The organism is Pseudomonas sp. BR20, assembly GCF_050780135.1.
GTDB lineage: Bacteria > Pseudomonadota > Gammaproteobacteria > Pseudomonadales > Pseudomonadaceae > Aquipseudomonas.
The window spans coordinates 4,573,226-4,596,944 of the sequence record NZ_CP172012.1 but is presented as its reverse complement, the minus strand read 5'-3'; the positions used below and the strand labels follow the sequence as shown (position 1 = coordinate 4,596,944).

At 56.0% G+C, this 23,719-nt stretch carries 19 protein-coding genes and 3 pseudogenes; 16 read left to right on the top strand and 6 right to left on the bottom strand.

Translation table 11 applies throughout. The annotated features are described in order from the left end of the window. Positions 1–286: 286 nt before the first annotated feature. The gene (locus ACHPFG_RS20935) at positions 287–1,750 is read right to left on the bottom strand and encodes a PLP-dependent aminotransferase family protein (RefSeq protein WP_321848127.1); all 1,464 of its coding nucleotides are present in this window, start codon (positions 1,748–1,750) and stop codon (positions 287–289) included. A gap of 176 nt (positions 1,751–1,926) precedes the next feature. Between ACHPFG_RS20935 and ACHPFG_RS20930 the strand changes: the two genes are divergently transcribed. Together ACHPFG_RS20930 and ACHPFG_RS20925 are read left to right on the top strand one after the other, a co-directional pair. Then, a complete protein-coding gene (locus ACHPFG_RS20930) occupies positions 1,927–2,700 on the top strand; it encodes a class II aldolase/adducin family protein (RefSeq protein ID WP_321848125.1) in 774 nt (257 codons plus the stop codon). 151 nt (positions 2,701–2,851) lie between these two features. Then, entirely contained in the window at positions 2,852–3,886 is a 1,035-nt protein-coding gene (locus ACHPFG_RS20925; protein WP_321848123.1) for an ABC transporter substrate-binding protein, read from the top strand. Between the two features lie 542 nt (positions 3,887–4,428). Here ACHPFG_RS20925 and ACHPFG_RS20920 read toward each other — a convergent pair. Then, positions 4,429–5,406: a LysR family transcriptional regulator gene (locus ACHPFG_RS20920; RefSeq protein WP_321848120.1), complete on the bottom strand. Its 978-nt coding sequence runs from the start codon at positions 5,404–5,406 to the stop codon at positions 4,429–4,431. Between the two features lie 158 nt (positions 5,407–5,564). Here ACHPFG_RS20920 and ACHPFG_RS20915 point away from each other — a divergent pair, with 158 nt between their 5' ends. The 6 genes and pseudogenes from ACHPFG_RS20915 to ACHPFG_RS20890 form a co-directional block, all read left to right on the top strand. After that, the gene (locus tag ACHPFG_RS20915; protein ID WP_431700319.1) at positions 5,565–6,875 is read left to right on the top strand and encodes an MFS transporter; all 1,311 of its coding nucleotides are present in this window, start codon (positions 5,565–5,567) and stop codon (positions 6,873–6,875) included. Further along, the gene (locus tag ACHPFG_RS20910; protein WP_321848117.1) at positions 6,875–7,630 is read left to right on the top strand and encodes a class II aldolase/adducin family protein; all 756 of its coding nucleotides are present in this window, start codon (positions 6,875–6,877) and stop codon (positions 7,628–7,630) included. The genes ACHPFG_RS20915 and ACHPFG_RS20910 overlap by 1 nt, the downstream gene beginning before the upstream one ends. Positions 7,631–7,632: 2 nt before the next feature. Continuing rightward, the gene (locus ACHPFG_RS20905) at positions 7,633–8,565 is read left to right on the top strand and encodes a 2-hydroxyacid dehydrogenase (RefSeq protein WP_431700318.1); all 933 of its coding nucleotides are present in this window, start codon (positions 7,633–7,635) and stop codon (positions 8,563–8,565) included. A gap of 88 nt (positions 8,566–8,653) precedes the next feature. Then, positions 8,654–9,676 (top strand): histone deacetylase family protein, encoded by a 1,023-nt coding sequence (locus tag ACHPFG_RS20900; RefSeq protein WP_321848114.1) that lies wholly within the window; start codon positions 8,654–8,656, stop codon positions 9,674–9,676. A gap of 196 nt (positions 9,677–9,872) precedes the next feature. Further along, positions 9,873–11,219, top strand: coding sequence for an OprD family porin (locus ACHPFG_RS20895; RefSeq protein WP_321848112.1), 1,347 nt, complete (start codon positions 9,873–9,875; stop codon positions 11,217–11,219). Positions 11,220–11,560: 341 nt separating this feature from the next. Next, a pseudogene (locus ACHPFG_RS20890) lies at positions 11,561–11,674 on the top strand (IS5/IS1182 family transposase); the annotation flags it as partial. A 258-nt stretch (positions 11,675–11,932) separates the two neighbouring features. Here the strand turns inward: ACHPFG_RS20890 and ACHPFG_RS20885 are convergent. Next, positions 11,933–12,397: an Lrp/AsnC family transcriptional regulator gene (locus tag ACHPFG_RS20885; RefSeq protein WP_321848110.1), complete on the bottom strand. Its 465-nt coding sequence runs from the start codon at positions 12,395–12,397 to the stop codon at positions 11,933–11,935. A 303-nt stretch (positions 12,398–12,700) separates the two neighbouring features. Between ACHPFG_RS20885 and ACHPFG_RS20880 the strand changes: the two genes are divergently transcribed. The 5 genes and pseudogenes from ACHPFG_RS20880 to ACHPFG_RS20860 all read left to right on the top strand — a co-directional run. Then, on the top strand, positions 12,701–13,708 hold the full coding sequence (locus ACHPFG_RS20880) for a branched-chain amino acid aminotransferase (RefSeq protein ID WP_431700317.1): 1,008 nt from the start codon (positions 12,701–12,703) through the stop codon (positions 13,706–13,708). A gap of 14 nt (positions 13,709–13,722) precedes the next feature. Next, complete coding sequence (locus ACHPFG_RS20875; RefSeq protein ID WP_431700316.1) at positions 13,723–14,658, top strand: NAD(P)-dependent oxidoreductase; 936 nt, start codon at positions 13,723–13,725, stop codon at positions 14,656–14,658. Between the two features lie 233 nt (positions 14,659–14,891). Next, entirely contained in the window at positions 14,892–15,695 is an 804-nt protein-coding gene (locus ACHPFG_RS20870) for an alpha/beta fold hydrolase (RefSeq protein ID WP_431700315.1), read from the top strand. Between the two features lie 145 nt (positions 15,696–15,840). Further along, positions 15,841–16,823, top strand: a pseudogene (locus ACHPFG_RS20865) (IS5 family transposase). Positions 16,824–17,026: 203 nt separating this feature from the next. Next, positions 17,027–17,311 (top strand): annotated as a pseudogene (locus ACHPFG_RS20860) (transposase); the annotation flags it as partial. Between the two features lie 434 nt (positions 17,312–17,745). Here the strand turns inward: ACHPFG_RS20860 and ACHPFG_RS20855 are convergent. From ACHPFG_RS20855 to ACHPFG_RS20845, 3 genes are read right to left on the bottom strand one after another with little or no spacing between them, the layout of a single operon-like run. After that, on the bottom strand, positions 17,746–19,020 hold the full coding sequence (locus ACHPFG_RS20855; protein ID WP_321848102.1) for an MFS transporter: 1,275 nt from the start codon (positions 19,018–19,020) through the stop codon (positions 17,746–17,748). Between the two features lie 57 nt (positions 19,021–19,077). After that, positions 19,078–20,232 carry an acyl-CoA dehydrogenase family protein gene (locus ACHPFG_RS20850; RefSeq protein ID WP_058822687.1) on the bottom strand — a complete coding sequence of 385 codons (1,155 nt, stop codon included), beginning with the start codon at positions 20,230–20,232 and terminating at the stop codon, positions 19,078–19,080. A 60-nt stretch (positions 20,233–20,292) separates the two neighbouring features. Continuing rightward, positions 20,293–21,159 carry an IclR family transcriptional regulator gene (locus tag ACHPFG_RS20845; RefSeq protein ID WP_247403980.1) on the bottom strand — a complete coding sequence of 289 codons (867 nt, stop codon included), beginning with the start codon at positions 21,157–21,159 and terminating at the stop codon, positions 20,293–20,295. Between ACHPFG_RS20845 and ACHPFG_RS20840 the strand changes: the two genes are divergently transcribed. The 3 genes from ACHPFG_RS20840 to ACHPFG_RS20830 all read left to right on the top strand — a co-directional run bounded on the left by ACHPFG_RS20840 (position 21,080) and on the right by ACHPFG_RS20830 (position 23,715). Continuing rightward, complete coding sequence (locus ACHPFG_RS20840; protein ID WP_431703545.1) at positions 21,080–21,277, top strand: hypothetical protein; 198 nt, start codon at positions 21,080–21,082, stop codon at positions 21,275–21,277. The genes ACHPFG_RS20845 and ACHPFG_RS20840 overlap by 80 nt on opposite strands. A 119-nt stretch (positions 21,278–21,396) precedes the next feature. Continuing rightward, positions 21,397–22,182, top strand: a complete 786-nt coding sequence (locus tag ACHPFG_RS20835; protein WP_431700314.1) for an enoyl-CoA hydratase — start codon at positions 21,397–21,399, stop codon at positions 22,180–22,182. Positions 22,183–22,185: 3 nt separating this feature from the next. Continuing rightward, entirely contained in the window at positions 22,186–23,715 is a 1,530-nt protein-coding gene (locus ACHPFG_RS20830) for a 3-hydroxyacyl-CoA dehydrogenase (protein ID WP_431700313.1), read from the top strand. Positions 23,716–23,719 lie beyond the last annotated feature (4 nt).

The following is a 23,719-nucleotide window of genomic DNA, read 5'->3' as shown; positions in this document are numbered from 1 at the left end:
GTATGCCGATGAGTTGTCTCGGGCGGCCTAGCGCATGGCCGCACGCCGTATTGGCTAATACCCGTCCCCAGTTTGTCTTCGTGCCCAGGGGAAGCGCCCAGACCCGAGCATTACGGCCTAATCTGTCTGGAGGCCGGTACCGACTGTGACGCTAGGACTCCGTCACCATCGCCATCGCGCAGGAGTGCCAACACTAACTGGTATGCTTCTTGGCGTCGCAGATAATGTGCTCGGCGGCGGGACAGTAGCATGGAGTTCAAGGAAGGGCGGCGATGGATCGATCGGCTCACTGGCAGGAAAAGTTGTTTATTGCTCTCTGTGACCCTTTGCGTTGGGAAGATACGCAGGGAGTTGCTTGCGTCAGAAATGCATGAATTCGCTCGTCTATCGAATGGGCCACATTGAAGCGTATCCAGGGCACCACGCGAGCATTCGGCATGAACAGCTGTCCAGGTGCGAGCAGAATTTTTTCATCCTTGGCCTTTATGGCGAGCTGGGTAGAGTCCTCAATCAGCGGATGGCGTGCCCACAGAAACAGCCCCGCATAAGGCTTGGCAAACACTTCCATGCCCACCGCTTCCAATTGATGAACGACGGTTTCGTGGGCCCGGATCAGGTTGCTTTGCAACTGTTTGACATGTTTTCGATGCCGTCCTTGCAATAACACATCGAGTACCAGTTCTTCGGCGATGGCCGAGGTGGTCAGGCCGCTGACCATCTTCAGGGGGACCAACTCATCGATCAACTCATGATGCGCGGCGATAAAGCCGACGCGCAATGCTGGGGCGATCGTCTTGGAAAAACTACCGATATAGATAACTCGCGCCAACTGATCCATGCCGGCCAGCGTTTGCTGGCCGGAAGGATCCAGGTCCGCATAAATATCATTCTCGACAATCAGGAAGTCGTACTTTTCCGCCAGTTGCAGGAGTCGATGGACGATAGCCAGCGACAGGCTGGTGCCGGTGGGGCATTGCAGACGAGTATTGGTGAAGAACACCTTGGGGCGGTTAAGACGGATAAGATCTTCCAGCACTTCGAGGTCAATGCCGTCGCGTGTTCGTGGAACGCCGAGCAGCCTGGCGCCTTGTAGGTGCAGGTTGAGGAACAAGTTATGATAACCCGGTTCGTCGACCAGCACGGCGTCGCCGGGTTGCACCAGGTAGCGCACCATTAGATCCAGCGCGTGGCTGCCACCGCTGGTCAACATGATCTGCTCGGGGTGTGCATCAATGCGTGTATCCACCAATTTTTCAGCCAGCTTGGCTCTTAATCTTGCACAGCCCTTGGCGTGCCCGTAGCTGGAAAACTCCTCTGATTCCCTCCGACTCAGCGCACGCAGACTGCGCCGCAGTCCATCGTGATCGGTCCATTGCTCGGGTAGCAGACCTATCCCTGGTCGTAACTCCATGCCTATTGGCTGGAAGACTTTCTGCAGCAGCAGATAAGCATCGAAATCAAATTCATTGTCCTGTTCACTCGTAGTCAGGGCTGGTTCTGTCAATGCGCCTTCAGACACGTTGCGCACGTAGAAGCCGGAGTTGCGCACCGGCGTCAGATAGCCGAGCGCGACCAGCCGATCGTAAGCCTCGACAGCGGTGAAGTGGCTGACTTTGTGAGTCTGGGCGAATTTGCGAATCGACGGCAATTTGCTGCCCGGCCGCAACCGCTTCTCTTTTATCGCCAGACTGATCCCCGTAACGATCTGGCTGACCAGAGAAATATGCGAGCTGGAATCCAATAACATCATAAAAAAAACCGTCCAAACGTGGTGTTCTTCAGTGACTGTACCGGCAAAAAGACCAGAACAGCGATGGAGTCTCGGTGCATGTTTTGTTCATGGTGGGCAGGGGGAAGAGAAGGCAAGATCACCTCATTGCCGGCGCGCTTTTGCACCCAAAAACATACCATGAACAAGGATGCGTAATGCACGATATCAGCTATCCAATCGACCCAGATGGGGTCTCTAGCGAGGAATGGCGAACCCGATGCGATCTGGCTGCCCTTTATCGGCTGCTAGCACACTTTCGCATGACGGATCTCATCGATACCCACATCTCTGCGCGAGTGCCAGGCGAAGAGGGGCACTTTCTGATTAACCGTTACGGAGTGCTGTTTCATGAAATGCGTGCTTCCGATCTGATCAAGATCGATCACAAGGGCAATGCCGTGGACGAGCATTTCAGCCCCGAGAGTATCAATCGTGCGGGTTTCAATATCCATTCGGCCATTCACGCCGCACGCCCGGATGTAGCTTGTGTCGTGCATACCCATACGTCGGCGGGAATTGCCGTATCAGCACAGGAGCAGGGGTTGCTTCCGGTCAGCCAGCACGCACTGAAGTTTTACCAACGGCTCGGTTATCACGACTACGAGGGCATCGCGTTGAATCCAGAGGAGGGCGCCCGACTGGTTCGCGACCTCGGGCCGCACATGGCGATGATCCTGCGAAATCATGGTCTGCTCGCCGCCGGCCGCTCTATCGCCGAGGCGTTTAATCAGATCTATTTTCTGGAGCGTGCCTGTCAGGCTCAGATTCAGGCGTTGTCCGGCAACCGACCATTGAGAATTCCATCGGAGGCCGTCTGCAATTTGACCGCACAGCAGTCTGACGACGAGATTGACCAACAATTCCATCAGTTGGCCTGGACTTCCGCATTGCGGTTGATTGCCGGTGATCCACTGGACTACCGGAGCTGAAGGACAACTGCCGTTCAGGCCGTTGCCAATAACAAGTGTCAATGACCCAGGTTTCTCCCGTGTGAGGCTTGGGTCTGCAGTCAGTGATCGTCCCGAACACTGATTGGCGTGTATTTCAAATCTGCCAAAACCAATAATCCCAGAGGTAGACATGAAAATTAAAGCAATTGCGGTCTCGTTGCTCAGCGCTCTTGCATCGAGTGCGATGGCGGGCGAAATGACCGTTATATCCTTTGGTGGCGTGAGTAAGGACGTACAGTCGGAGGCCTTCTACAAGCCCTTCGTAAAGGCCACTGGCAGCAAGGTGGTGGCAGGTGAGTACAATGGTGAAATGGGCCGTATCAAAGTCATGGTCGACACCAACAGTGTCAATTGGGATGCCGTGCAAGTTGAAGGGCCGGAGCTGATTCGTGGCTGTGACGAGGGATTGTTTGAACATCTAGACGCCTCCCGGTTTGGCAGTCCTTCAGACTTCGTGCCGGGAACCTTCTCGGAATGCGGTGCCGGTCTGTTGGTGTGGTCGATGGCTCTGGCTTACAACACCGACAAATTCAAGGTCGCCCCCACCGGTTGGAACGATTTCTGGGATGTGCAGAAATTTCCTGGCAAGCGCAGCCTGAGGAAAGGGGCCAAATACACGCTGGAAGCGGCATTGATGGCCGATGGAGTGTCCTATGAGGACATCTATAAAGTGTTGGCTACTAAAGAGGGGGTTGAGCGAGCGTTCCATAAGCTGGACCAGATTAAACCAGACATTCAATGGTGGGAGGCCGGTGCGCAGCCAATGCAGTTCCTTGCCAGTGGCGATGTGGTCATGAGCACCGCGTTCAATGGCAGGGTATTCGCGGCACAGGAATCGGGCGCCCATGTTCAGGTCGTGTGGAAGGGGAGCATCTATGCCATCGACTCATGGGCGATTCCGAAGGGAAGTAAAAATAAAAGTCTGGCCGAGCAGTTCATCGCGTTTTCCCTGCGCCCGGAAAACCAGAAGATTCACACTGAAAAGCTCGGTTACGGTTCAACCAACGAGCGAACAGCAGCCTTGCTTGACCCTGCCTTGGCCGCTCGGCTTAACACTGCCCCGGACAACCTAGCGCAGGCGATGCCGATCGACAGTGAATTCTGGGTTAACCACGGTGAAGAGCTTGAGCAGCGCTTCAACGCCTGGGTGGCTAAAGCGAACTGACACGATGAGTTGTTTGGTGGTGCATCAAGCTATCTGTCACTTGTCGCTCACCCCGTATGCCTAAAAGCCGCAACGTGACGTAGGCAGCCTTTCTGTCTGATGGAGGCTTCAGGCCCGTGCCAATAGGGTCCTCGACGTTGAATAATGAGCCCACTTGCTGCTCACTCTCATCCGTCTTAGAGAAGAAAGCCTACGCCAATGCTTACTTCGATATGGAGTGGCTAGAGTCAGCTGACGGATCTTAGGTGAGTATCAGGTTGAGCGCAGGATGGACTTTATTACCAAGTGTTTTATCGCGGCCTTTCCAGTAGGTATAGGCCGCATCATAATCATAATTCACGTGGACGATTTCTGTTCCACAGAAGCATTTCCATGTCTGTCCAGCTAGGCACGGATGCACATGCCCTCGCCGCGAAGGAAATCAATAACTCCTGTAGTTCTAGCGACATTGGCAACCTTAGCGTTTGATGTGGCTATATTTGAGGACAGGATGGACTGAGAAAGAACAGGCCTTAGTGAAGCTATTGATAAATGGAAAAGCCTTAAAATCTGTCAGTCAAGTCAGTAGTTGCAAGCATTTGTTGGAAACTCTCCAGGAAGATCGCTTCCGCTTGGGTTTGTTTCTGTTCTCGGTTCCATAACAGATAGACATTTACGTCAATTACACCGTCCCACGGTGGTAGACGCCAGAATTTTCCTGCTTGCACGTCAGTAGCGAGAATATGTTCTGGAAGACAGCCAATGCCGTAACCAGAGTCAACTAGGCGGAGGATTTCGTCCAGGCTTGTGGAGGAGGCGACGATGCGTCCGGTGAAGTCCTGCTGATCACGGAACACGGTGAGAGGGGACAGGTTCCCACCTAACTGGTCACTGGTGAAACTGACGAAGTTCTCGCTCCGCAAGTCTGCTAGAGCGAGGTTGTCTCGACCGAACAATCGGTGTCGCCTGCCACAGAAAAAGGCGTATCGCTGCTGTAGGATAACTCGTTGCTCAAGCCGGGGTTGTGGGGTGCGACATAGGCTCAAGCCGAACGATGCGGTTTTTTGCAACAGTGCGCTGATTACGTCGGAACTTCGCAAAACATCAACTTCGAGCTCCACCTGCGGGTACTCATCGTGAAATCGTGCCAGAAATTCGTCGTAGCAACGCGATTGTATTCGGCTGATGGTCAGAATGCGTACTTTGCCTATTATCGTTTCGACGGGCGTATCGAGGGCTGGTCCCAAACGTGACACGGTTCCGTAAAGCTCGGCAGCGATATGCATGACTTCTTCACCTGTTTTGGACAGGCTGATGCGTGGTCCCTTGCGTACCACCAATGAAACCTCCAACTGTTCCTCAAGCCTTCTCAAGGCTTGACTGATGGCCGGCTGACTCAAATGAAGGCGTGCGGCTGCCCGGCTGATACTGCCTTCCTGGCCGATTACCAAGAATGTGCGCAGCAGATTCCAGTCCAGGCGGTCGTTGAGAAAACGCTTGGCTTCAGGGTTTCTAACTGGTGTGACCACTCGAGTTGTCATTATTTCCTGTGCTTATACTGGAGTATTTAGATTAGAAGCTTTTTGTAACATAGGTGTTGACGCATGATCTAGCCACGCACCGCTAGAGTGCGATCGGTTTCAGTGCAGAACACTACCTTACTCCTGCCAAAAATTTCACAATCTCCCAGGAGCCCCCGATGACGAGCAATACTTCAACGCCACGACGTGCGGCGGCGGCGGCCTTTATCGGCACCACCATTGAATTCTATGACTTCTATATCTACGCCTTCGCAGCGGCTCTAGTGCTGGGGCAGTTGTTCTTCCCCAGTGATAATCCAACACTGAGCACGATGGCCGCCTTCGGTAGCTTTGCGGTCGGTTTCATAGCGCGTCCTTTCGCAGGTATGGTTTTCGGGCATCTTGGTGATCGGCTCGGGCGCAAGAAGATGCTCCTTGTCACCATGGCTCTGATGGGGATCGCGACTAGTTGTATAGGTCTACTACCCACCTACGCTCAAGCGGGCATTTGGGGACCTGCTGGGCTGATCTTTTTGCGTTTATTGCAGGGTATTTCAGTCGGTGGTGAGTGGGGCGGTGCTGTACTCATGGCCAGTGAACACGCACCCAAGGGACGGAAGGTGTTCTTCGCTTCATTCGCACAGTGGGGTAGTCCTGCTGGGTTACTGCTGGCATTGATTGCGTTCCGCTGTATCAGTGAGATGGAGCACGATGTTTTGATGAGCTGGGGGTGGCGCATTCCATTCCTGATGAGCGGCGTGCTGATGATTGTCGGGCTGGCCATTCGTTTTGGTGTGCCGGAGTCACCGGAGTTCGCCGAGGTCAAGGAAAGCGATCAAACCTCAAAACGCCCAGTGTCGGAGGTCATTCGCAATAGTTGGAGAAACATTCTTTTCGCTGCGTTGGCGGTAACGATTGGTTCGGCCGGTTTCTTTTTCACCAACACTTTCATGATTACGTATGTCACACAGTATCTGAGCATTTCCAAGACTACGATCTTGGACTGCTTGTTCGTAGTCACTGTTTTGCAATTCCTCTCCCAACCCTGTTCTGCCCTTCTAGCTGAGCGCGTAGGTGAGGGGCGTTTTCTGAAGTGGGTGGCTTCGCTTTGTATTTTGGTGCCGTACCCTATGTTTATGCTGGTGCAGACAGGCAATCTTTTCTACATGACTGCCGGTATTGCCTTGGCCGTAGTGCTGCTAGCAGCCTTGTATGCAGTTATTGCTGGTTATATGGCTGAAGCATTCCCCGCTCGTGTGCGTTACTCCGGCATCTCGATTTCTTATCAATTGGGTAGTGCTGTGACCGGTGGCACCACGCCTATGTTGGGTACTTTCCTAGCGGGCCACTTTGCAGGTCAGTGGTGGCCGTTAGCGATGTTCTTCAGCTTCCTCGCCTTGATGTCGTTGATCGGTGTCACGGGGCTTGCTCATCTACGTGAGACAGCTTCAAAGACTGTCGCACTATCTTCTTCAGACGGAGTCGCTTAATGACTAACTCAGTAGCTATGTCGGATAGCGAATGGCAATCGCGTTGTGACCTTGCAGCGTTGTATCGATTGGTAGCCTATTACCGTATGACTGACCTGATTGACACGCACATTACCTTACGCGTACCAGGGCCGGACCGTCATTTTTTGATCAATCGTTATGGTGTGGCCTTTGAAAAGATGCGTGCCAGTGATCTGGTGCTGATCGATCTGGACGGCAAGGTGGTCGACAGCAGTTACAACGGCGGGGATGTGAACGTTGCCGGGTTCGTTATTCATTCGGCGATTCACAAAGCACGCCCGGACCTGCATTGCATTATTCACACCCATACTGCAGCAGGTATGGCGGTGGCGGCTCAACGCGATGGTTTACTGCCGCTGACCCAGCATGCGCTGAAGTTCTATGGGAACTTGGCTTATCACGCCTACGAAGGTATTGCGCTGTCGTTGCAAGAGCGCGAGCGCCTGGTCGCTGACCTAGGTTCGCACAAGGCGATGATCTTGCGTAACCATGGTTTGCTAGCGGCCGGTGGTAGCGTGGCGGCGGCGTTCCACGAAATTTACTTTCTGGAGCGTGCCTGCCAAGCGCAGATTCAGGCGATGTCGGCGGGTGTGGCTTTGAATATTCCCAGTGAAGAGGTATGCCGACATACCGCCGCGCAATTTGGCCGCGACGGTATCGACGGCATCATTGGCATGGCCTGGAAGGCGGCGCTCAGTCTGATTGACGAGCAACGCGCTGACTGGTGCCGTTGACCATGACCAGTCTCGTATTGCTGTGTCAGGATCCTGCGCTGACCGATTGGCTAGCTGCGCTGTTTACCCAGCATGCGCCACATTTGCGAGTGCTACGCCCGGATGATGAAGGTGCGCAGCAGGCGCAGGTGGCGGTGTGTTGGTTCCCTCCGGCGGGTAGCCTTGGCGCTTTGCCGCAGTTACGTCTGGTGCATTCAATTGGTTCGGGCGTCGATCATCTGGCCCAGGACACGTCGCGTGATGCGTTGGTGCCGGTGTGTCGGGTGGTCGATCCCGATCACATCCAAGGCATGAGTGAGTACGTGCACTGGGGCGTGCTGCACTTTCACCGTGGTTTCGATCAGGTCATCACCGGCAACATCACACAACGCTGGAGGCGGCCGGAACAGCGGCGGGCGCAGGACTTCAAAGTTGGCGTGATGGGCTTGGGGGCAATTGGTGCTCCCGTGGCTGTGCGTCTGGCCGAGGCAGGTTATGACGTGCGCGGTTGGGCGCGTACACCACGGGGAATCAATGGCGTGACGACGTTCGGGGGGCAGACTTCGCTGCACGTATTTCTGGAAGACCTAGACGTGTTGGTCAACCTGCTACCGCTGACCGCCGCCACCCAGGGTTTGCTGGGACATGAAGTGTTCCAACGTATGGCCAAAGGCGCTGCGCTGATCAATTGCGGCCGTGGCCAGCACGTCAACCAGCAGGATCTACGAGAGGCGCTAGCGGGTGGACACCTGCGGGGCGCGTTGCTGGATGTATTCGAGCAGGAGCCTCTGCCCGCTGATTCGCCATTGTGGGAAACGCTTGGTGTCTGGGTAACACCGCACATGGCATCTGTTGCGTCAGACGCCTGCATCGCCCAACAGGTCGCCGACAACGTCGCACGTCTGGAAACGGGGTTGGCATTGAACAACCCGATCGATCCCACCCTGGGTTATTGACGGGGCAGATTATTAATCGCTGTGAGCACATGACATCGCCAACTGGCGAGACACGCTCCGTATGAGTTGCCTTTGCAAGAGGTCATCAATGAAAACGTTTTTCCATCCAGCTCAACGCCTACACCATCCACGTTCGTACCTGTCACGCGGGCAAATGCGCGAGCCGCAGGAACTGCCGGCCCGCGTAGATCCGTTGCTTGCGGTTGTCCAGCAGTTGGGCTACCCGCTGATTGAACCAGACGATTACGGCCAGAAACCGCTGGCGGCAGTGCACAGCCTTGCTTACCTGGACTATCTGAGCACTGCTTACCAGCAATGGCATGAAGTGCCGGACGATTGGGGCGATGAAGTGATGTCCAATATCTACATTCGCGAAGGCAACCCGTTGCGCGGCATCCTCGGTAAGACCGCCCGCTATCTGGCTGATGGCAGTTGCCCGATTGGCGCACACACTTGGCAGGCGGCCTACTGGTCGGCGCAAAGTGCGGTTGCCGCCGCCCGGGCGGTGATTGATGGCGAGCCTGCTGCCTATGCTTTGTGTCGCCCGCCTGGGCACCACGCTCGTGAAGAAGGCGCGGGTGGTTTCTGCTTCCTGAATAACGCCGCTATTGCAGCTCAGGAGTTGAGAAGCAGGTTCGGCAAGGTCGCGATCTTGGACACCGACATGCATCACGGTCAGGGCATCCAGGAGATTTTCTACGAGCGCGACGACGTACTGTATGTCTCGATTCATGGCGACCCCACCAACTTCTACCCGGTGGTGGCCGGATTCGACGACGAGACCGGTACGGGGCGCGGTGAAGGTTTCAACCTGAATCTGCCGATGGCGCATGGTTCCAGTGAGGCGGATTTCTTCGCCTGTATGGACCAGGCCGAAGTCGCACTGCGTGCGTTCGCCCCGGACGTATTGGTGCTTTCGTTGGGCTTCGATATCTATGAAAACGACCCGCAATCCAAGGTTTCGGTGACCCACGAAGGCTTTAGGTTGCTGGGGCAACGTATCAAGGATTTGGGGCTGCCGTGCGTGGTAGTGCAGGAGGGTGGCTACGACATTGCGACTCTCGATGAAAACGCTTCAAGGTTCTTCAATGGCATAAGCGGTTCTCGCTAAACGTAATTTGTTCAGGCAGTGACCCGCTGTCATTGCCTGGGCGTGCTGCTAAGTAAATAAACATGAAAAGGGTGCGACTTGTGCTGTGGCATAAGTTAGCGACCAGGTAGAACTATGCCTGATCCACAAGATACCCGGTTAATAACAATAAATCTTCATTCTGCCGCTCTAATCATAGGCAATAAGGGAGTGCGTCATGTTATTCAGAACTTTTACATTGGGCGTCGCGAGTGTCGGTGTCTACTTGGGAAGTGCAATGGTTCATGCGGCAGAGCCGAGTAACGGTTTTATTGATGGCAGCACCACGTCGGTAAATTTTAGAAATTTTTACTGGAATGCAGATAACCGCAGCGGCAGTTACAGTAACCCTGCGGGTGAGCGGCAAAGTTATCGCCAGGAATGGGCGCAAGGGGTGCTGGCCAAGTTCAATTCTGGGTTTACTCAAGGTCTGGTTGGTTTCGGGCTGGACCTGCATTACATGGGCGCGCTCAAACTCGACGGTGGCAAGGGGCGGGTGGGTGATGGTATCGGCAATGGCGGCATCGTCTCGCGCGACAATCAGGGCGACCCGAAAAGCGAATACTCCAAGGCCGGAGGTGCCTTGAAAATGCGTATCGCCAACACTGAGTTGGCTTACGGCGACCTATTCCCGGATTCGCCGGTGCTCAAGTACGGCGACATTCGTCTGTTGCCTCAAACCCTCAGGGGCTGGAACGTAACGGACCGCTCGTTCGCAGGTCTGACCCTCAATGCCGGGCGTTTTGTTTCCAGCAGCGATCGTGCAGCGACCAATCATGGCGGACAACTGGGTACGGCTTATGGCGGTCGGCAAGGCGGGAGTGACTTTGTCAGCTATTACGGTGGTATTTACACCGGAATCAAGGATGTAAAGATTAAGCTGTTTGGTTCTGAACTGGACAATATCTGGAATCAACAGTTTGCATCGATTGAATATCGTGTGCCGTTAAAAATGGGCGGCATATTCAATACCGGCATCAACTATTACCGTACGCGTGAAACCGGTGCTGCATTGCTGGGTAATATTCGTAATGATTCATGGAGTACGCGAGCGGGTTATTCGGCGGGAGGTCAAAAATTTGAACTGGCGTATACGCAGATCGATGGCGATCAACCTTTCGATTATGTCTGGAACAGTTTTGATATTGAACTGGACGCCGCTTCTCAAGGCAGTGACTTCAACAGCCCCAACGAAAAAGCCTGGAGCGCTCGCTACGATCTGGACGCCGCCGTGTTCGGTGTGTCGGGCCTGACGTTCACGGCTCGCTACATTAAGGGGACCGATATCGACGGTCGTAACGCTGGCGGCGCTTACTCGCGGTTCCAAGCAGTACGCGATGGTTCGCAGTGGGAGCGCGATCTATGGGTCAAGTATGTGGTGCAGTCCGGGCCAGCGAAGAATCTATCGTTGCGCTTGATGTATGCAACGATGCGCACCAGTGGAGATTATGGCGCTGTTGCCAACGACCTTGATCAAACTCGGATTATCCTGGACTACCCGCTGGATCTGAGCTTCCTGAAGTAGCTTCAGCCTGGTTAGGCCTGGCAAATCTCTACCGAGCGCTCTTGCCGTCCCTACGTTCATGACTGACCCACAGACTATCGCGTATCTAATGGCCATAGCGCGATGGTCAAAAAGTTGGGCTACAGAACAGACCCTAGTTCAGATTGCATCTGAGCTAAGGCCTGTTCCCATTTCAACACAACTCGAAGGGGGGGCGTTTGCTGGGATGCTGCGTTTCTCTCCGGTCCATCTGGCCAGTCAAACATCACGGCTTTTGCCTTACGGAAAAACTGGCCTCAGCGTGGTGGTGCTGAAACGGGAACAGGCCCTAGTGGACTGAGCGGTTATCTGGTCGAAAACTTTTTTTATATATCAAACAATGGCGCGGCATTGCCACGCGCTATGCCGGGAACCTGTCTTCATTCCTCGCTGCCGCACAGATACGCTGCCTAGCACTTTGGCTATGCCTCTCGTGACGACACGCTCTAGGGTTTGCCGAAAGAAAAACGATTGCGTGTTGCCGCTGACCGAAAACTGGCCCCTTTGACCTTTGGCTGCGCTTAGCTGTGCGCTCCTGACCATCGCTGGTCATGGCTGTGTGTAATGGGATGCCCTGAGCCTCAGCCAAGTACTACTGAGATCGAGAGGTCTTGCACCCAGGACATTGCGGCCGATACTGCCGGACCTTAACTGACACTTGGACAACCATCGTAAAGCTCAGATCGTAACTGGTCTCAAAGCAGAATTTTGGAAGTCTGCTTCACCTTCTGCATTGGTATCTCGGTCTTGAAACTTTGCACTTCTTTGAGCTTTCCCAACTGCGAGATTTGGAACAGGCGGTAGGCGTCAAGGTTCGCGACAGCCACTCGCAGAAGGAAATCACAGTCCCCGGCCATCAGATGGCATTCGGTCACCTGCGGCATACCGATAATTGCCTCAATGAAGCTGTTGACAGTTTTCTCGTCCTGCCCTTTGAGCCATACGCGGGTGAAGATCGTCAATCCCGCGCCGACCTTGGTGGCATTGAGGATTGCGACATATCGTTCGATGATGCCCGCTTCTTCCAGCAGGCGCACTCTGCGTAGGCAAGGTGAAGCCGAGAGGCCGACCTTTTTCGCCAATTCCACGTTCTGAAGGCGGCCATCTTCCTGAAGGGCATTCAGGATGCGGCGGTCGATTTTGTCCAACTGAACTGTCATGAATAACTCCTTTATTTGGGGCGTGGCGGCTCGCAGTCACCGAAAAGGCATGTGGTTCTACAAAAATAAGGAAATGTGGCTTTAGATGCCAATTATCCAGTTTTTATGAGCCAATACGCAACAAAATTTCTCGGAAGTTGGCTCAAAATGTCTCTATCGATATAGCAGGTTTTCACCATCACACAGCACCTTTTGGATCTCTGACATGAGCCACACCAGACAAGACGGCCTGACCTTTCTGCTTGAGCGAAATCCTCATCCAGTCCCGGCGAGCGAACGCACGCGGCTGGTGCAAAATCCCGGATGCGGACGCCTATTCACCGACCACATGGTCACGATTCAATATTCCAAGGAGCGTGGCTGGTACGACGGAAAAATCGAGCCGCACAAGGTGTTGGGTCCGACCCCGCCGCGATGGTCTTGCACTACGGGTTGGAAATTTTCGAGGGCATGAAGGCGTATCGCCTACCCGACGGCGGAGCCGCGCTGTTCCGACCCGACGCCAATGCTCATCGCTTCCACAACTCTGCCGCACGGTTGGCTATGGCAACGTTGCCGCAGGATGTGTTCGTCGAGTCAGTAAGGGAGTTGGTTCGCATCGAGCGGGATTGGATTCCGTCCTCATCAGACGGCGCTTCGCTTTACTTGCGGCCTTTCACGATTGGAACGGAAATCGCGCTCAGCACCAAACCCTCCATTGAATACACCTACTGCGTAATCGCCTCTCCGGTAGCGTCCTACTTCAAGGGCGGTGCTGCAGCCGTGACGCTGTGGGTATCGGAGGACTTCACGCGAGCTGCCCCTGGTGGCACGGGCGCAGTGAAATGCGGCGGCAACTATGCGGCCTCGCTGGCTGCACAGGCAGAAGGGATTCAAGAAGGTTGCGATCAGGTGGTGTTCCTGGATGCGGTCGAGCGCCGTTGGATCGAGGAGTTGGGCGGCATGAACATCTTCTTCGTGTTCGATGACGGCTCTTTCCAAACGCCGCCGCTGTCGGGCATCATCCTGCCGGGCATTACCCGCGATTCCCTCATCACGCTGGCCCGCGACCTTGGGTATACCGTGCGCGAGGAACCCTATTCCATCGGTCAATGGCAAAGTGATGCGCAAAGCGCGCGTCTGCGTGAAACCTTCGCTTGCGGAACCGCCGCAGTTGTCACGCCAATCGGAAAGGTCAAGGGGCGGCGTCACAGTTTCACCGTCGGCAACGGCAGCGCCGGCCCAGTGACTGAACGCTTGAAAGTGGCGCTGACAGATATTCAATTCGGCTGTGCACCTGACCCGCATGGCTGGCTTGATCGTCTGTTTTAAGGGGAAGCAAAACGATGATTGATAGTGTCAAATGCTCTGAATCCCCTTCGAGTAATCCCATCGGTTTCATCGGGCTGGGTGTCATGGGGCAACCTATGGCGCTCAACTTGGCTCGCGCAGGCACGCAGCTCATTGTCTGGAACCGATCGCTAGCTGCGACCGAATCACTGCGCGTTGCGGGCGCAAGCGTGGCCGCCAGTGTCAAAGATGTTTTTGAGCATGCGCGCATCGTGATCCTCATGCTGGTCAACGAGGCTGCGCTTGATGCTGTGTTGCGGCGTGGTACGCCCGAGTTTGCGGCGTTGGTCACTGGGCGCACCGTCGTTTCGATGGGATCGAATTCGCCGGAATATTCGCGCGAACTAGCGGCAGCCATCAACGAGGCGGGCGGGCGGTATGTTGAAGCGCCAGTGTCGGGTTCGCGCAAACCGGCCGAAGCGGGTCAACTGGTTTCAATGCTCGGTGGCGAGCCGGACACCATCATGGAAGTCCGGCCGCTGCTCGCGCCAATGTGCTGCGAAACCGTACTTTGCGGCCCCGTGGGTAGCGCGCTGCTGATGAAGCTGACCGTAAATCTGTTCTTGAACACGATGCTGGCCGGCTTGGCCGAGGCCGTGCATTTCGCTGATCAGCATGGGTTGGATCTTTCCAAGCTGAAGCAGACAATTGATGCTGGTCCGATGGACTGTGATTTCACTCGGGTCAAACTCCCGAAGTTCATTACCCGCGACTTCGCTGTTCAAGCAGCAACATCCGACGCCTACAATAGTACCAGCTTGATCGCTGCCGCGGCCCGAGAGGCAGGTATTGCCTCGCCTTTGCTTGATCTCAGTCGTGCTCTGTACGGCGAAAGTGTCGCGCAGGGACATGGACGCTTGGATATGGTGTCAGTGATTACAGCTATTGAAGCCCGCACCCTGGCCCTGGGCGCAAAAGCGCCAAGACCATAGCGGGAGGGCAAAACATTGGTCGATACACTGCTACCTAGTGGGACAGCTTCGTTCATGCAGGCCAATTACTACAGGCGAGAGGCAAGGATTTCATCGGAAGTTATCCTTGTTTCAACGCTTTTGTCGGTTGTCAGCATCTCACCGGTGCTTGGCATATCAAGGTATTCACTGGTTTAGCCGGCCATGATCTACTGGAAAAAATTGGAAGTAAGAGACTCATGGGAGACTAAATCATGACAAAAAAAACTAACCAATCTTGCATGGAAGTGTGGGTAAAGACAAATCGTGGAAATCTCTATGCTAAGTCTTGGCCTGGCCCACAGATAACGCAAAATCAGCCACCAATCGTGTTGCTACACGACTCGCTGGGAAGCACCCAGCAATGGCGGGATTTCCCCATGAGGTTGGCTGATGCCACAGGGCATCCGGTTATTGCCTATGATCGCCTGGGTTTTGGAAAGTCCGACCCGCACCCTGGGTTATTAGGTGCCAGCTTCATATCAGATGAAGCCAAAGAGAGCTTTTCTGCGGTTATTGAGCAGCTCTCCATAGGTCGATTCATCGTATTTGGACATAGTGTTGGTGGTGGCATGGCCGTGTCAATAGCACGAGCATACCCTGACCAATGCCAGGCCATAATAACCGAATCCGCACAGTCGTTTGTTGAAGACCGAACGCTGGATGGAATCCTTGTTGCTAGGGATTCGTTTTCAGATCCCAGTCAAATGAAGCGTCTTGAGAAGCACCACGGCAGCAAGGCGAAATGGGTTCTAGATGCCTGGGTTAATACATGGCATTTGCCCGAATTTTCTCAATGGTGTCTTGATGAAGATTTGCCGCTAGTTCGCTGCCCAATTCTCGCTATCCACGGGGAAAATGACGAATACGGAAGTAGTAGGCATCCAAAAAGAATTGTTGCGTTAGCCGAAGTTCCGGTGCGTTTCGAGTGCCTGTCTAAATGCGGGCATGTCCCTCATCGAGAACAGGAAAAAGAAGTGTTGGATGCCATTCGATCATTTATCGAAGATATGCATTAAAAGCCGACAGCCTAAATAGTCCGGCCTGAAGAACTCCCAAGTCCTTGATGCACCTTTAGGGATTCTCCGATCAAGTCAGCACAGGCCATCTGAGCTGTGCTGAAATAGCCCTCCGTCCAACTGCCCTCTACAAGCCCACCATCCCATGAGTCAGATGAGCTTTTCCGATTTCGAGTACGCCGGTAAGCGCAAGCAAACCCGTCGCGAGCGTTTCCTGGCCGAGATGGAACAGGTGGTGCCATGGAGCGGTTTGGTGGCATTGATCGAGCCGCATTACCCAAAGGCCGGCGGTGGTCGCAAGCCGTACCCACTGGACACCATGCGCGTATTCACCTGCTGCAGAACTGGTTCTCGTTGAGCGATCCAGCCATGGAAGAGGCGCTGTACGAGATCACTTCGATACGCCAGTTTGCTCGTCTGACGCTCAGCGCTCCGATCCCCGAAGACACGACAATCATGAATTTCCGGCACCTGCTGGAGAAGCATCAGTTGGCGGCGGGTATTCTGGAAACCATCAACAATTACCTGCGAGACAAGGGCCTGTCGTTGCGCCAGGGCACCATTGTCGACGCCACCATCATCCACGCACCCAGTTCGACCAAGAACAAGGAAGGCAAACGCGATCCCGAGATGCATCAGACGAAGAAAGGTAACCAATATTTCTTTGGCATGAAGGCGCATATCGGTGCAGATGCCGAGTCGGGTCTGGTGCACCACGTCCACGGCACAGCGGCGAATGTGGCCGATGTAACGGAGGTCGCTCAGCTGTTGCATGGCGATGAAAATGTTATCTGTGCCGACGCGGGTTATACCGGCGTGGAGAAGCGGCCGGAGCATGAAGGAAGGCCGGTGATCTGGCAGATTGCGGCTCGTCGTAGCACCTACAAGCACTTGAGCAAACGCAGCGTGCTCTACAAAGCCAGACGCAAGATCGAGAAGGTCAAAGCGCAGGCACGAGCGAAGGTCGAACATCCATTCCGTGTGATCAAGCGCCAATTCGGCTATGTGAAAACCCGCTTCCGTGGCTTGGCCAAAAACACGGCGCAACTGACCACGCTGTTTGCCCTGTCGAATCTGTGGATGGTGCGCCGGCAATTATTGCCTGCTGCGGGAGAGGTGCGTCCGTGAAGGCAAAAACCAAGGCTGTGCCTTGGTTATCCAATAATCAGCGGCTGAAAATCGGGCTTTTCGGCATCCCCAAGCCGTCCATTTCCGGCTGATGGGCAACTTGTTCGGAGTTTCCTTAGATTTCTCGATTTCGCTGGTGCGCAATTTGCAGGGCAATACGGCGTAGAACGCCGTTTCCCTGCAATTTCTGACGAGGTTTGTCCATGAGACCCAAGCCAGTTGTGCCCGAGAGCGAGGATCTGTTCCGCTCGCGCCTGGATCAGCAGATCAACATGCGTCACGCGTTGGTACGTTTGGCGGGCCTGATCGACTGGTTAGAGATCGAGCGCACCTTCACTGAACCCTTCACTTCCCGCCGTGGGCGTCCGGCCCTGGCGTCTCGACTGGTTGCCGGCTAGCTCTACCTGCAGCACACCTTCAACGCCTCCGACGAAGCCGTCGTCAACACCTGGGTCGAGAACCCGTATTGGCAGTACTTCTGCGGCGAGGTGTGCCTTCTTTTGCAAGGCTCTTATTTGGCTCCTGGCCCAAAATGCTGCGCTCCCGCAAAGCCGTCCTAAATGCAGCTAAACCAGCGTCTCATATAGACTTCCGGTTATCGGGTCGGTTGTGTCAGGGCTTGACATGGGCCATTTTTTGGGTTTCATTTCTGTCGAATGTTATCGGCGGTATTGGCCGATAGCTGTCGGTCGCGACAGGCTTCTTCAAGGCGTTTTTTTCACCCTAGTCAAAACGAGTAGGAAGGATAAGTTTTCGAAAATGTCGGAAATATCCGGGCCAAATGGTCGAAGTTTGTTGCGGGGAATATGGCGGTTCAAACAGACTTGAAAAAAAATTGACGTCTCTTGAACATCTTCAATAGCAGCGGTCAGTCGGGTAAGGAGCTCCGACAGACTGCTGCTGAACTGTTGAGTTACCGGTTCTATTGCTTTTGTGGATCGAATTGCTTGTCGCGGATAAACAGCGCCGGAATCACGCCGCAAATGAAGTACGCCGCACCCATCACGAGAAAGCCCACGCCGATCGAGCCATGGGACGCCAGGAAGCCAATCGTGGCAGGCGCCACTGCGGCCCCCAGACGACCGATGTTGTAAGCACCACCCACCGCGGAGCCGCGTAGCTTGGCCTCGAAACTTTCGGTCATGTAGGTCGCATTGACGCCATACGGAATCCCATACAGAAAGCCGAACACGACCAGCATCCACAGGATGTTGTCCTGGCTTTGGAACGACACGATCACCGGCAGAAACACCGCCGTCCCCAGTGCGCCAAAGGCGAACACGGTACGGCGGCCGATACGGTCGGCCGCCATCCCCGCGAGAATCTTGCCGAGGATCATGGCGGTATAAGTGCCGACCATGTAGCCGGTCATGGACTTGAGGTTCATGCCCAGTTCGCTTTCCAGGTAGGTCGGCATCCAGTTGTTCACCCCGTAGTAGCCGAACTGCAGAAAACCGGCGGTCAGCGCCCAGCAGATGAACATCCGCTGCGCCTGCGGATCGCCGAAAATCTGTTTGTACATACTGTCGCGCCTCTCAGTCGAGCCGCTGCGCAGGCCAGCGAGTTTTTGCTTGGCGCGCTCGGCCTGGGCGTTGATCCACGCTTGGGGTTCGGGCACGAAACGCTGCATCACTAACGCCAGAATTACCGGGATAATTGCGATGTAGAACAGCCAGCGCCAGCCATGAATCGGCAATATCCAACCGGCCAGCAGGGTCGCGACGATGTAGCCCACCGACCAGCCGGCCTGCAGGGTGCCGAGTACCGTGGTGCGGTAGCGGATGGGCACGTATTCGGACATCAGCGTGTTGCACGCCACGTACAGCGCGCCGATGCCCAGCGAGGCCAGGAACCGGATCAGCGCGAACTGCCAGTAACTGTGGGTCAGGCCTAAGGCGGCAGTGCCGACCGAGAACAGCAAAATACTCCAGACCACGGTTTTCACCCGGCCAAAGCGATCGCAGGTCCAGCCGCCGTAGATGCCGCCGATCGCCATTCCCGCCAGGGTGAAACTACCCAGGCTGCCGGCTTCGACGTTAGTCAGACCGAATTCAGTCTTCAGGCTATTGAGGCTGTAGGACAGCAGCATCAAGTCGGCGCCGTCGATCAATAATCCGAGAAAGCAAAAAATGAACACCAGCACCCAAGTGCTGGATTTGGCGTGGGCAGTCGCACTTGCCTGAGCAGCAGCGTCCATGGAGTTACCTTTATTGTATTTATGGGGTGGGACTAGAGTTGAGTGTTGCGCGCTGATCTAGCGTTGAGCGTCGCGGATCATGTTTCGCGCAATGACGATCTGCTGGATCTGGGTGGTGCCCTCGTAGATGCGGAACAGGCGCACATCCCGGTAGAAACGCTCGATCGCGTATTCGCTGACATAGCCGGCGCCACCGTGGATCTGCACGCAACGGTCGGCGACGCGGCCGCACATTTCGGTCGAGAACATTTTCGCGCAGGAGGCTTCGGTGCTGACGTTACGGCCGTCGTCGCGCTTGCGTGCAGCATCGAGCACCATGCAGCGGCTGGCGTAGATTTCCGCCTTGCTGTCGGCCAGCATCGCCTGGATCAATTGAAATTCGGCGATGGGCTGGCCGAACTGTTTACGTTCCAGTGCGTAGCGCAGAGCATCATCAAGCATCCGCTCAGCCGCACCGACACTCAATGCCGCGATATGCAGACGACCCTTGTCGAGGACTTTCATCGCGGTCTTGAAGCCCACGCCTTCGACACCGCCGATCAGTTGGCTGGCAGGTACTCGGGCATTTTCGAAGATCACGTCGCAGGTATGCGCGCCTTTGTGGCCCATTTTGTGGTCGGGCTTGCCCAGGGACACGCCCGGTGTGCCGCGCTCGACAATGAATGCGCTGATACCGCCTGCGCCTTTGATGTCAGTGCTGGTGCGCGCCATCACCGTATAGATGCCAGCGTGCGGGGCGTTGGTGATGAAGCGCTTGGTGCCGTTGAGGATGTAACTGTCACCGTCGCGCACGGCGGTGGTTTTGAGCGAGGCGGCATCCGATCCTGCATCGGGCTCGGTCAGGCAGAAGGAACTGAGCAGCTCACCGCTGGCGAGCTTGGGCAGGTAGTGTTGTTTCTGCTCTTCAGTGCCATCGAGCAGAATGCCGATGGAACCGATCCCGTTGTTGGTGCCGATGTAGGAGCGAAACGCCGGGGAGGTGCGCCCCAGCTCGAAGGCGATGTTCACCTCTTCCTCCATCGTGACGCCCAGCCCGCCAAACGCTTCCGGCAGTGTCAGGCCAAACAGGCCCATGGCCTGCATCTGCTCGACGATGTCCTGGGGAATCGCGTCGGTCTCAGCCACCTCGTTTTCACGGGGGATCAGCACTTCGCCGACAAACTGACGAAGGGAATCCAACAGCATCTGCAGGGTTTCGGTATCACGGATCATGTGCGCTCCTAACGCTCGCAGGCGAGCGGTTCTTTATTGGGGCGCCGTTACTCCGTTGCGTCAGCGAGCAGCGGCGCCAATGTTGTTCACCATGTTGATCAGGCGAGGCCCGATATCGTCCATGAGCTGTTCGCGGGGCAGTTGGAAGCTCGGCCCGCCGCAGTTGAAGGTCAACAACCCGTACTGCGGGTGCAGCAACGGCACGGCCACGGAGTTAACGTCGCGATGCCACTCACCGATCGACAGGCAGAAGCCGTAGTCGGCGTAATCCCTGAACGCCCGATCCAACCCTTTGCGAATGGTTGGCCACTGTTCCGATTCGCGCTGGCGAATGTGATCGAGCAAAAACTCCCGCTCGGTCTCCGGCATCGCCGCCAGGCACGCACGGCCTACCGAACTTTGTGCCAGCGGCAAGTAACTGCCGATCTGACGGCGCATGGTCATATTGCCCTGACCTTGAACCACATCCAGGTACACCATCTGCAGGCGATCACGGGATGCCATGGCGACGGCCGCCTGTGCATGATTGGCCAGGTCCTCCATCAACGGATGAGCCACCGTGCGAATCGCCAGGTTCGACAGCATGGCGTAGCCAAAACCCAACACCCCGACATCCAGCTGGTACTTGCCCGAATGCACTTCGCGTTTAAGGCAGCCCAGGCGCATCAGCGTATTGGTCAGCCGCGTCACGGTCGGTTTGGGCAGGCCGGTCATGCGCGCCAGGTCCTGATTGCCCAGCACGTTGTCGCGCGGGGTGAAACACCTCATCAGTTCCAGCCCGCGCGCCAATGCCGTTACAAACTGGCCACTGTTTTCGTCGTCGCTCAATGCGCTGGCGGGATCGAGCATGCCCATCTTCAGTAACCCGATTTCATCCGCTCCCTTTGCCGTGTCAGCGGCCTGCCGATCTGCCTTGATGCGAGCCATGGTAGAACCTCACTTTGAAAAAATGCAAGAAAATAAAATACAGTTTCGCCTGGTGAAATTGTATTCGCTTGCGTTAAAAAAACCAATGGCTTTGTTGTTTGTGGCTAAAGACCAGTAATCATTGGGCTTTGTAAGATTTTTCGTATTTTATGTTTACAGAGAATTGGAAGCCTACCTATGATGTATCGTAATTACGGTACTCAGTTTCGCCTAGCGAAACAATAATAAGAGGTCGCTATGAACTCCCAACCAGAACCGGTCGTGCATGTACAGATTCGCGAGGATGGCGTCGCTGTCGTACGTATTGAACGGCCCGAAGTAAAGAACGCCCTTAACAGCGCAGTGCGCGAACAACTGGCCGAGAGCTTTCGTGCGCTATCCGTTGATGCGCGGGTGCGTTCGATCGTCCTCACCGGCGGCGAACAGTGTTTCGTCGCCGGCGCCGACATCCGCGAGTTCGCCCAGGCCAGCCCGATCGAGATGTACCGTCGTCACACGGAATACCTGTGGGATGCCATCGCTCGTTGCCCTAAACCGGTGATCGCCGCGGTCAACGGTTTTGCCTTGGGTGGCGGCTGCGAGCTGGCGATGCACTGCGACATTATTGTTGCCGGACACTCGGCGCGCTTCGGCCAGCCTGAGGTCAAGCTAGGCCTGATGCCGGGGGCGGGGGGCACGCAACGGCTGATCCGTGCGGTCGGTAAGTTCCAGGCCATGCGTATCGCGCTGACGGGCTGCCTGGTGCCCGCGCCCGAGGCGCTTGCAATGGGCATGGTCAGCGAGATGGTGAGTGATGAGCGCACGTTGCCGCGCGCGCTTGAGCTCGCATCAGAGATTGCCGCATTGCCACCGTTGGCGGTTGCGCAGATCAAGGAAGTGATGTTGCTCGGTGCCGACTTACCCCTGGACAGTGCGCTGGCCTTGGAACGTAAGGCGTTCCAGTTGCTGTTTGACTCGCGGGATCAAAAGGAGGGTGCCAACGCCTTCCTGGAAAAACGCAAAGCCAGCTTTTCGGGGGAATGACCCATGACACGTGAAATCAAGCGCATGGCGGTGGTGGGTGCCGGCGTCATGGGCACCGGCATTGCCCAGATTGCAGCCCAGGCAGGTGTTGAAGTCTTGCTGTTCGACAACCGCGAGGGCGCCGCCGAGGCCGCTCGCGCAAACCTGGGGCAGACCCTGGATAAGCTGGTTGCCAAGGGCAAGGTTCCCGGCAGCGATGCCCAGGCAACACTTGAGCGTTTGCGGGTGGCGACGGCTTTAACCGAGCTCAGTGATGTTGACCTGGTGGTGGAAGCCATTATTGAGCGCCTGGATGCCAAACAGGCCTTGCTGGCCCAACTTGAAGCGGTGGTGCGCGATGACTGCATATTGGCCACCAACACCTCATCGCTGTCCGTGACCATCATCGCGCGTGAGTGCAAGCACCCGGAACGTGTGGCGGGCTTTCACTTCTTCAACCCGGTACCGCTGATGAAGGTGGTGGAGGTCATCGATGGCTTGGCCAGCGATCCGCGCGTCGGCGACAGCTTGCAAGCGCTGGCTACGCGGATGGGACATCGCGGGATCCGGGCCAAGGACACCCCCGGTTTTATCATCAACCACGCCGGGCGTGCCTACAGCACCGAAGCCCTGCAGATACTCAAGGAATGCGTAACGGAACCCGCAGAGATTGACCGCATCCTGCGTGAAGGCTTGGGGTTCCGCATGGGGCCGCTGGAGTTGTTCGACCTTACGGCGCTGGATGTGTCCCACCCGGTGATCGAGTCAATCTACAACCAGTTCTACCAGGAACCGCGTTATCGTCCGGCCGCGCTGACCCGCCAGATGCTCGAGGCGGGGTATGTCGGGCGTAAGGTCGGGCGTGGTTTCTACCGGTATGTCGATGGCCAGAGGGTGGATGCGCCGGAGCCGCAGGCCGTACCTACTGTGGAGGCGTTTCCGCCCGTCTGGCTGGGTACCGAAAACGACAATGACCGCGCCAGCTTGAGCGCATTGCTGGAGCAACTCGGCGCGCAGGTAGAGCAGGGGGCCACACCGTCGGATGATGCGTTGTGCCTGCTGGCACCGTATGGGGATGACGCCACTCGCGCGGCGCAACGCTTTGCCACCGACCCGACCCGTACCGTTTGCATCGACCCGCTGCTCGACTGCACTCGTTACCGCACGCTGATGCTTACCCCCACCACCCGCGTCGACCTGCGCAATGCCGCACACGCATTGCTGGCACGCGATGGTGTGGGTGTCAGCGTGATCAATGACAGTGTCGGCTTTGTGGCCCAGCGGGTGCTGGCGATGATCGTCAACCTGGCGGGCGATATCGTGCAACAACGCATTGCCAGCGTCGAAGACCTGGACGAAGGCGTGCGCCGGGGGCTGGGTTACCCGCAAGGGCCATTGGCCTGGGGGGACAGCGTCGGGCCCCGGCGTTTGCTGACTATCCTGGAGCGCATGACTGAACTGACCGGTGACCCTCGTTACCGACCTGGCCCGTGGCTGCGCCGTCGTGCGGCACTCAGCCTGTCGCTGTGCCATCCCGAACCGACCCTGACTTGATCCC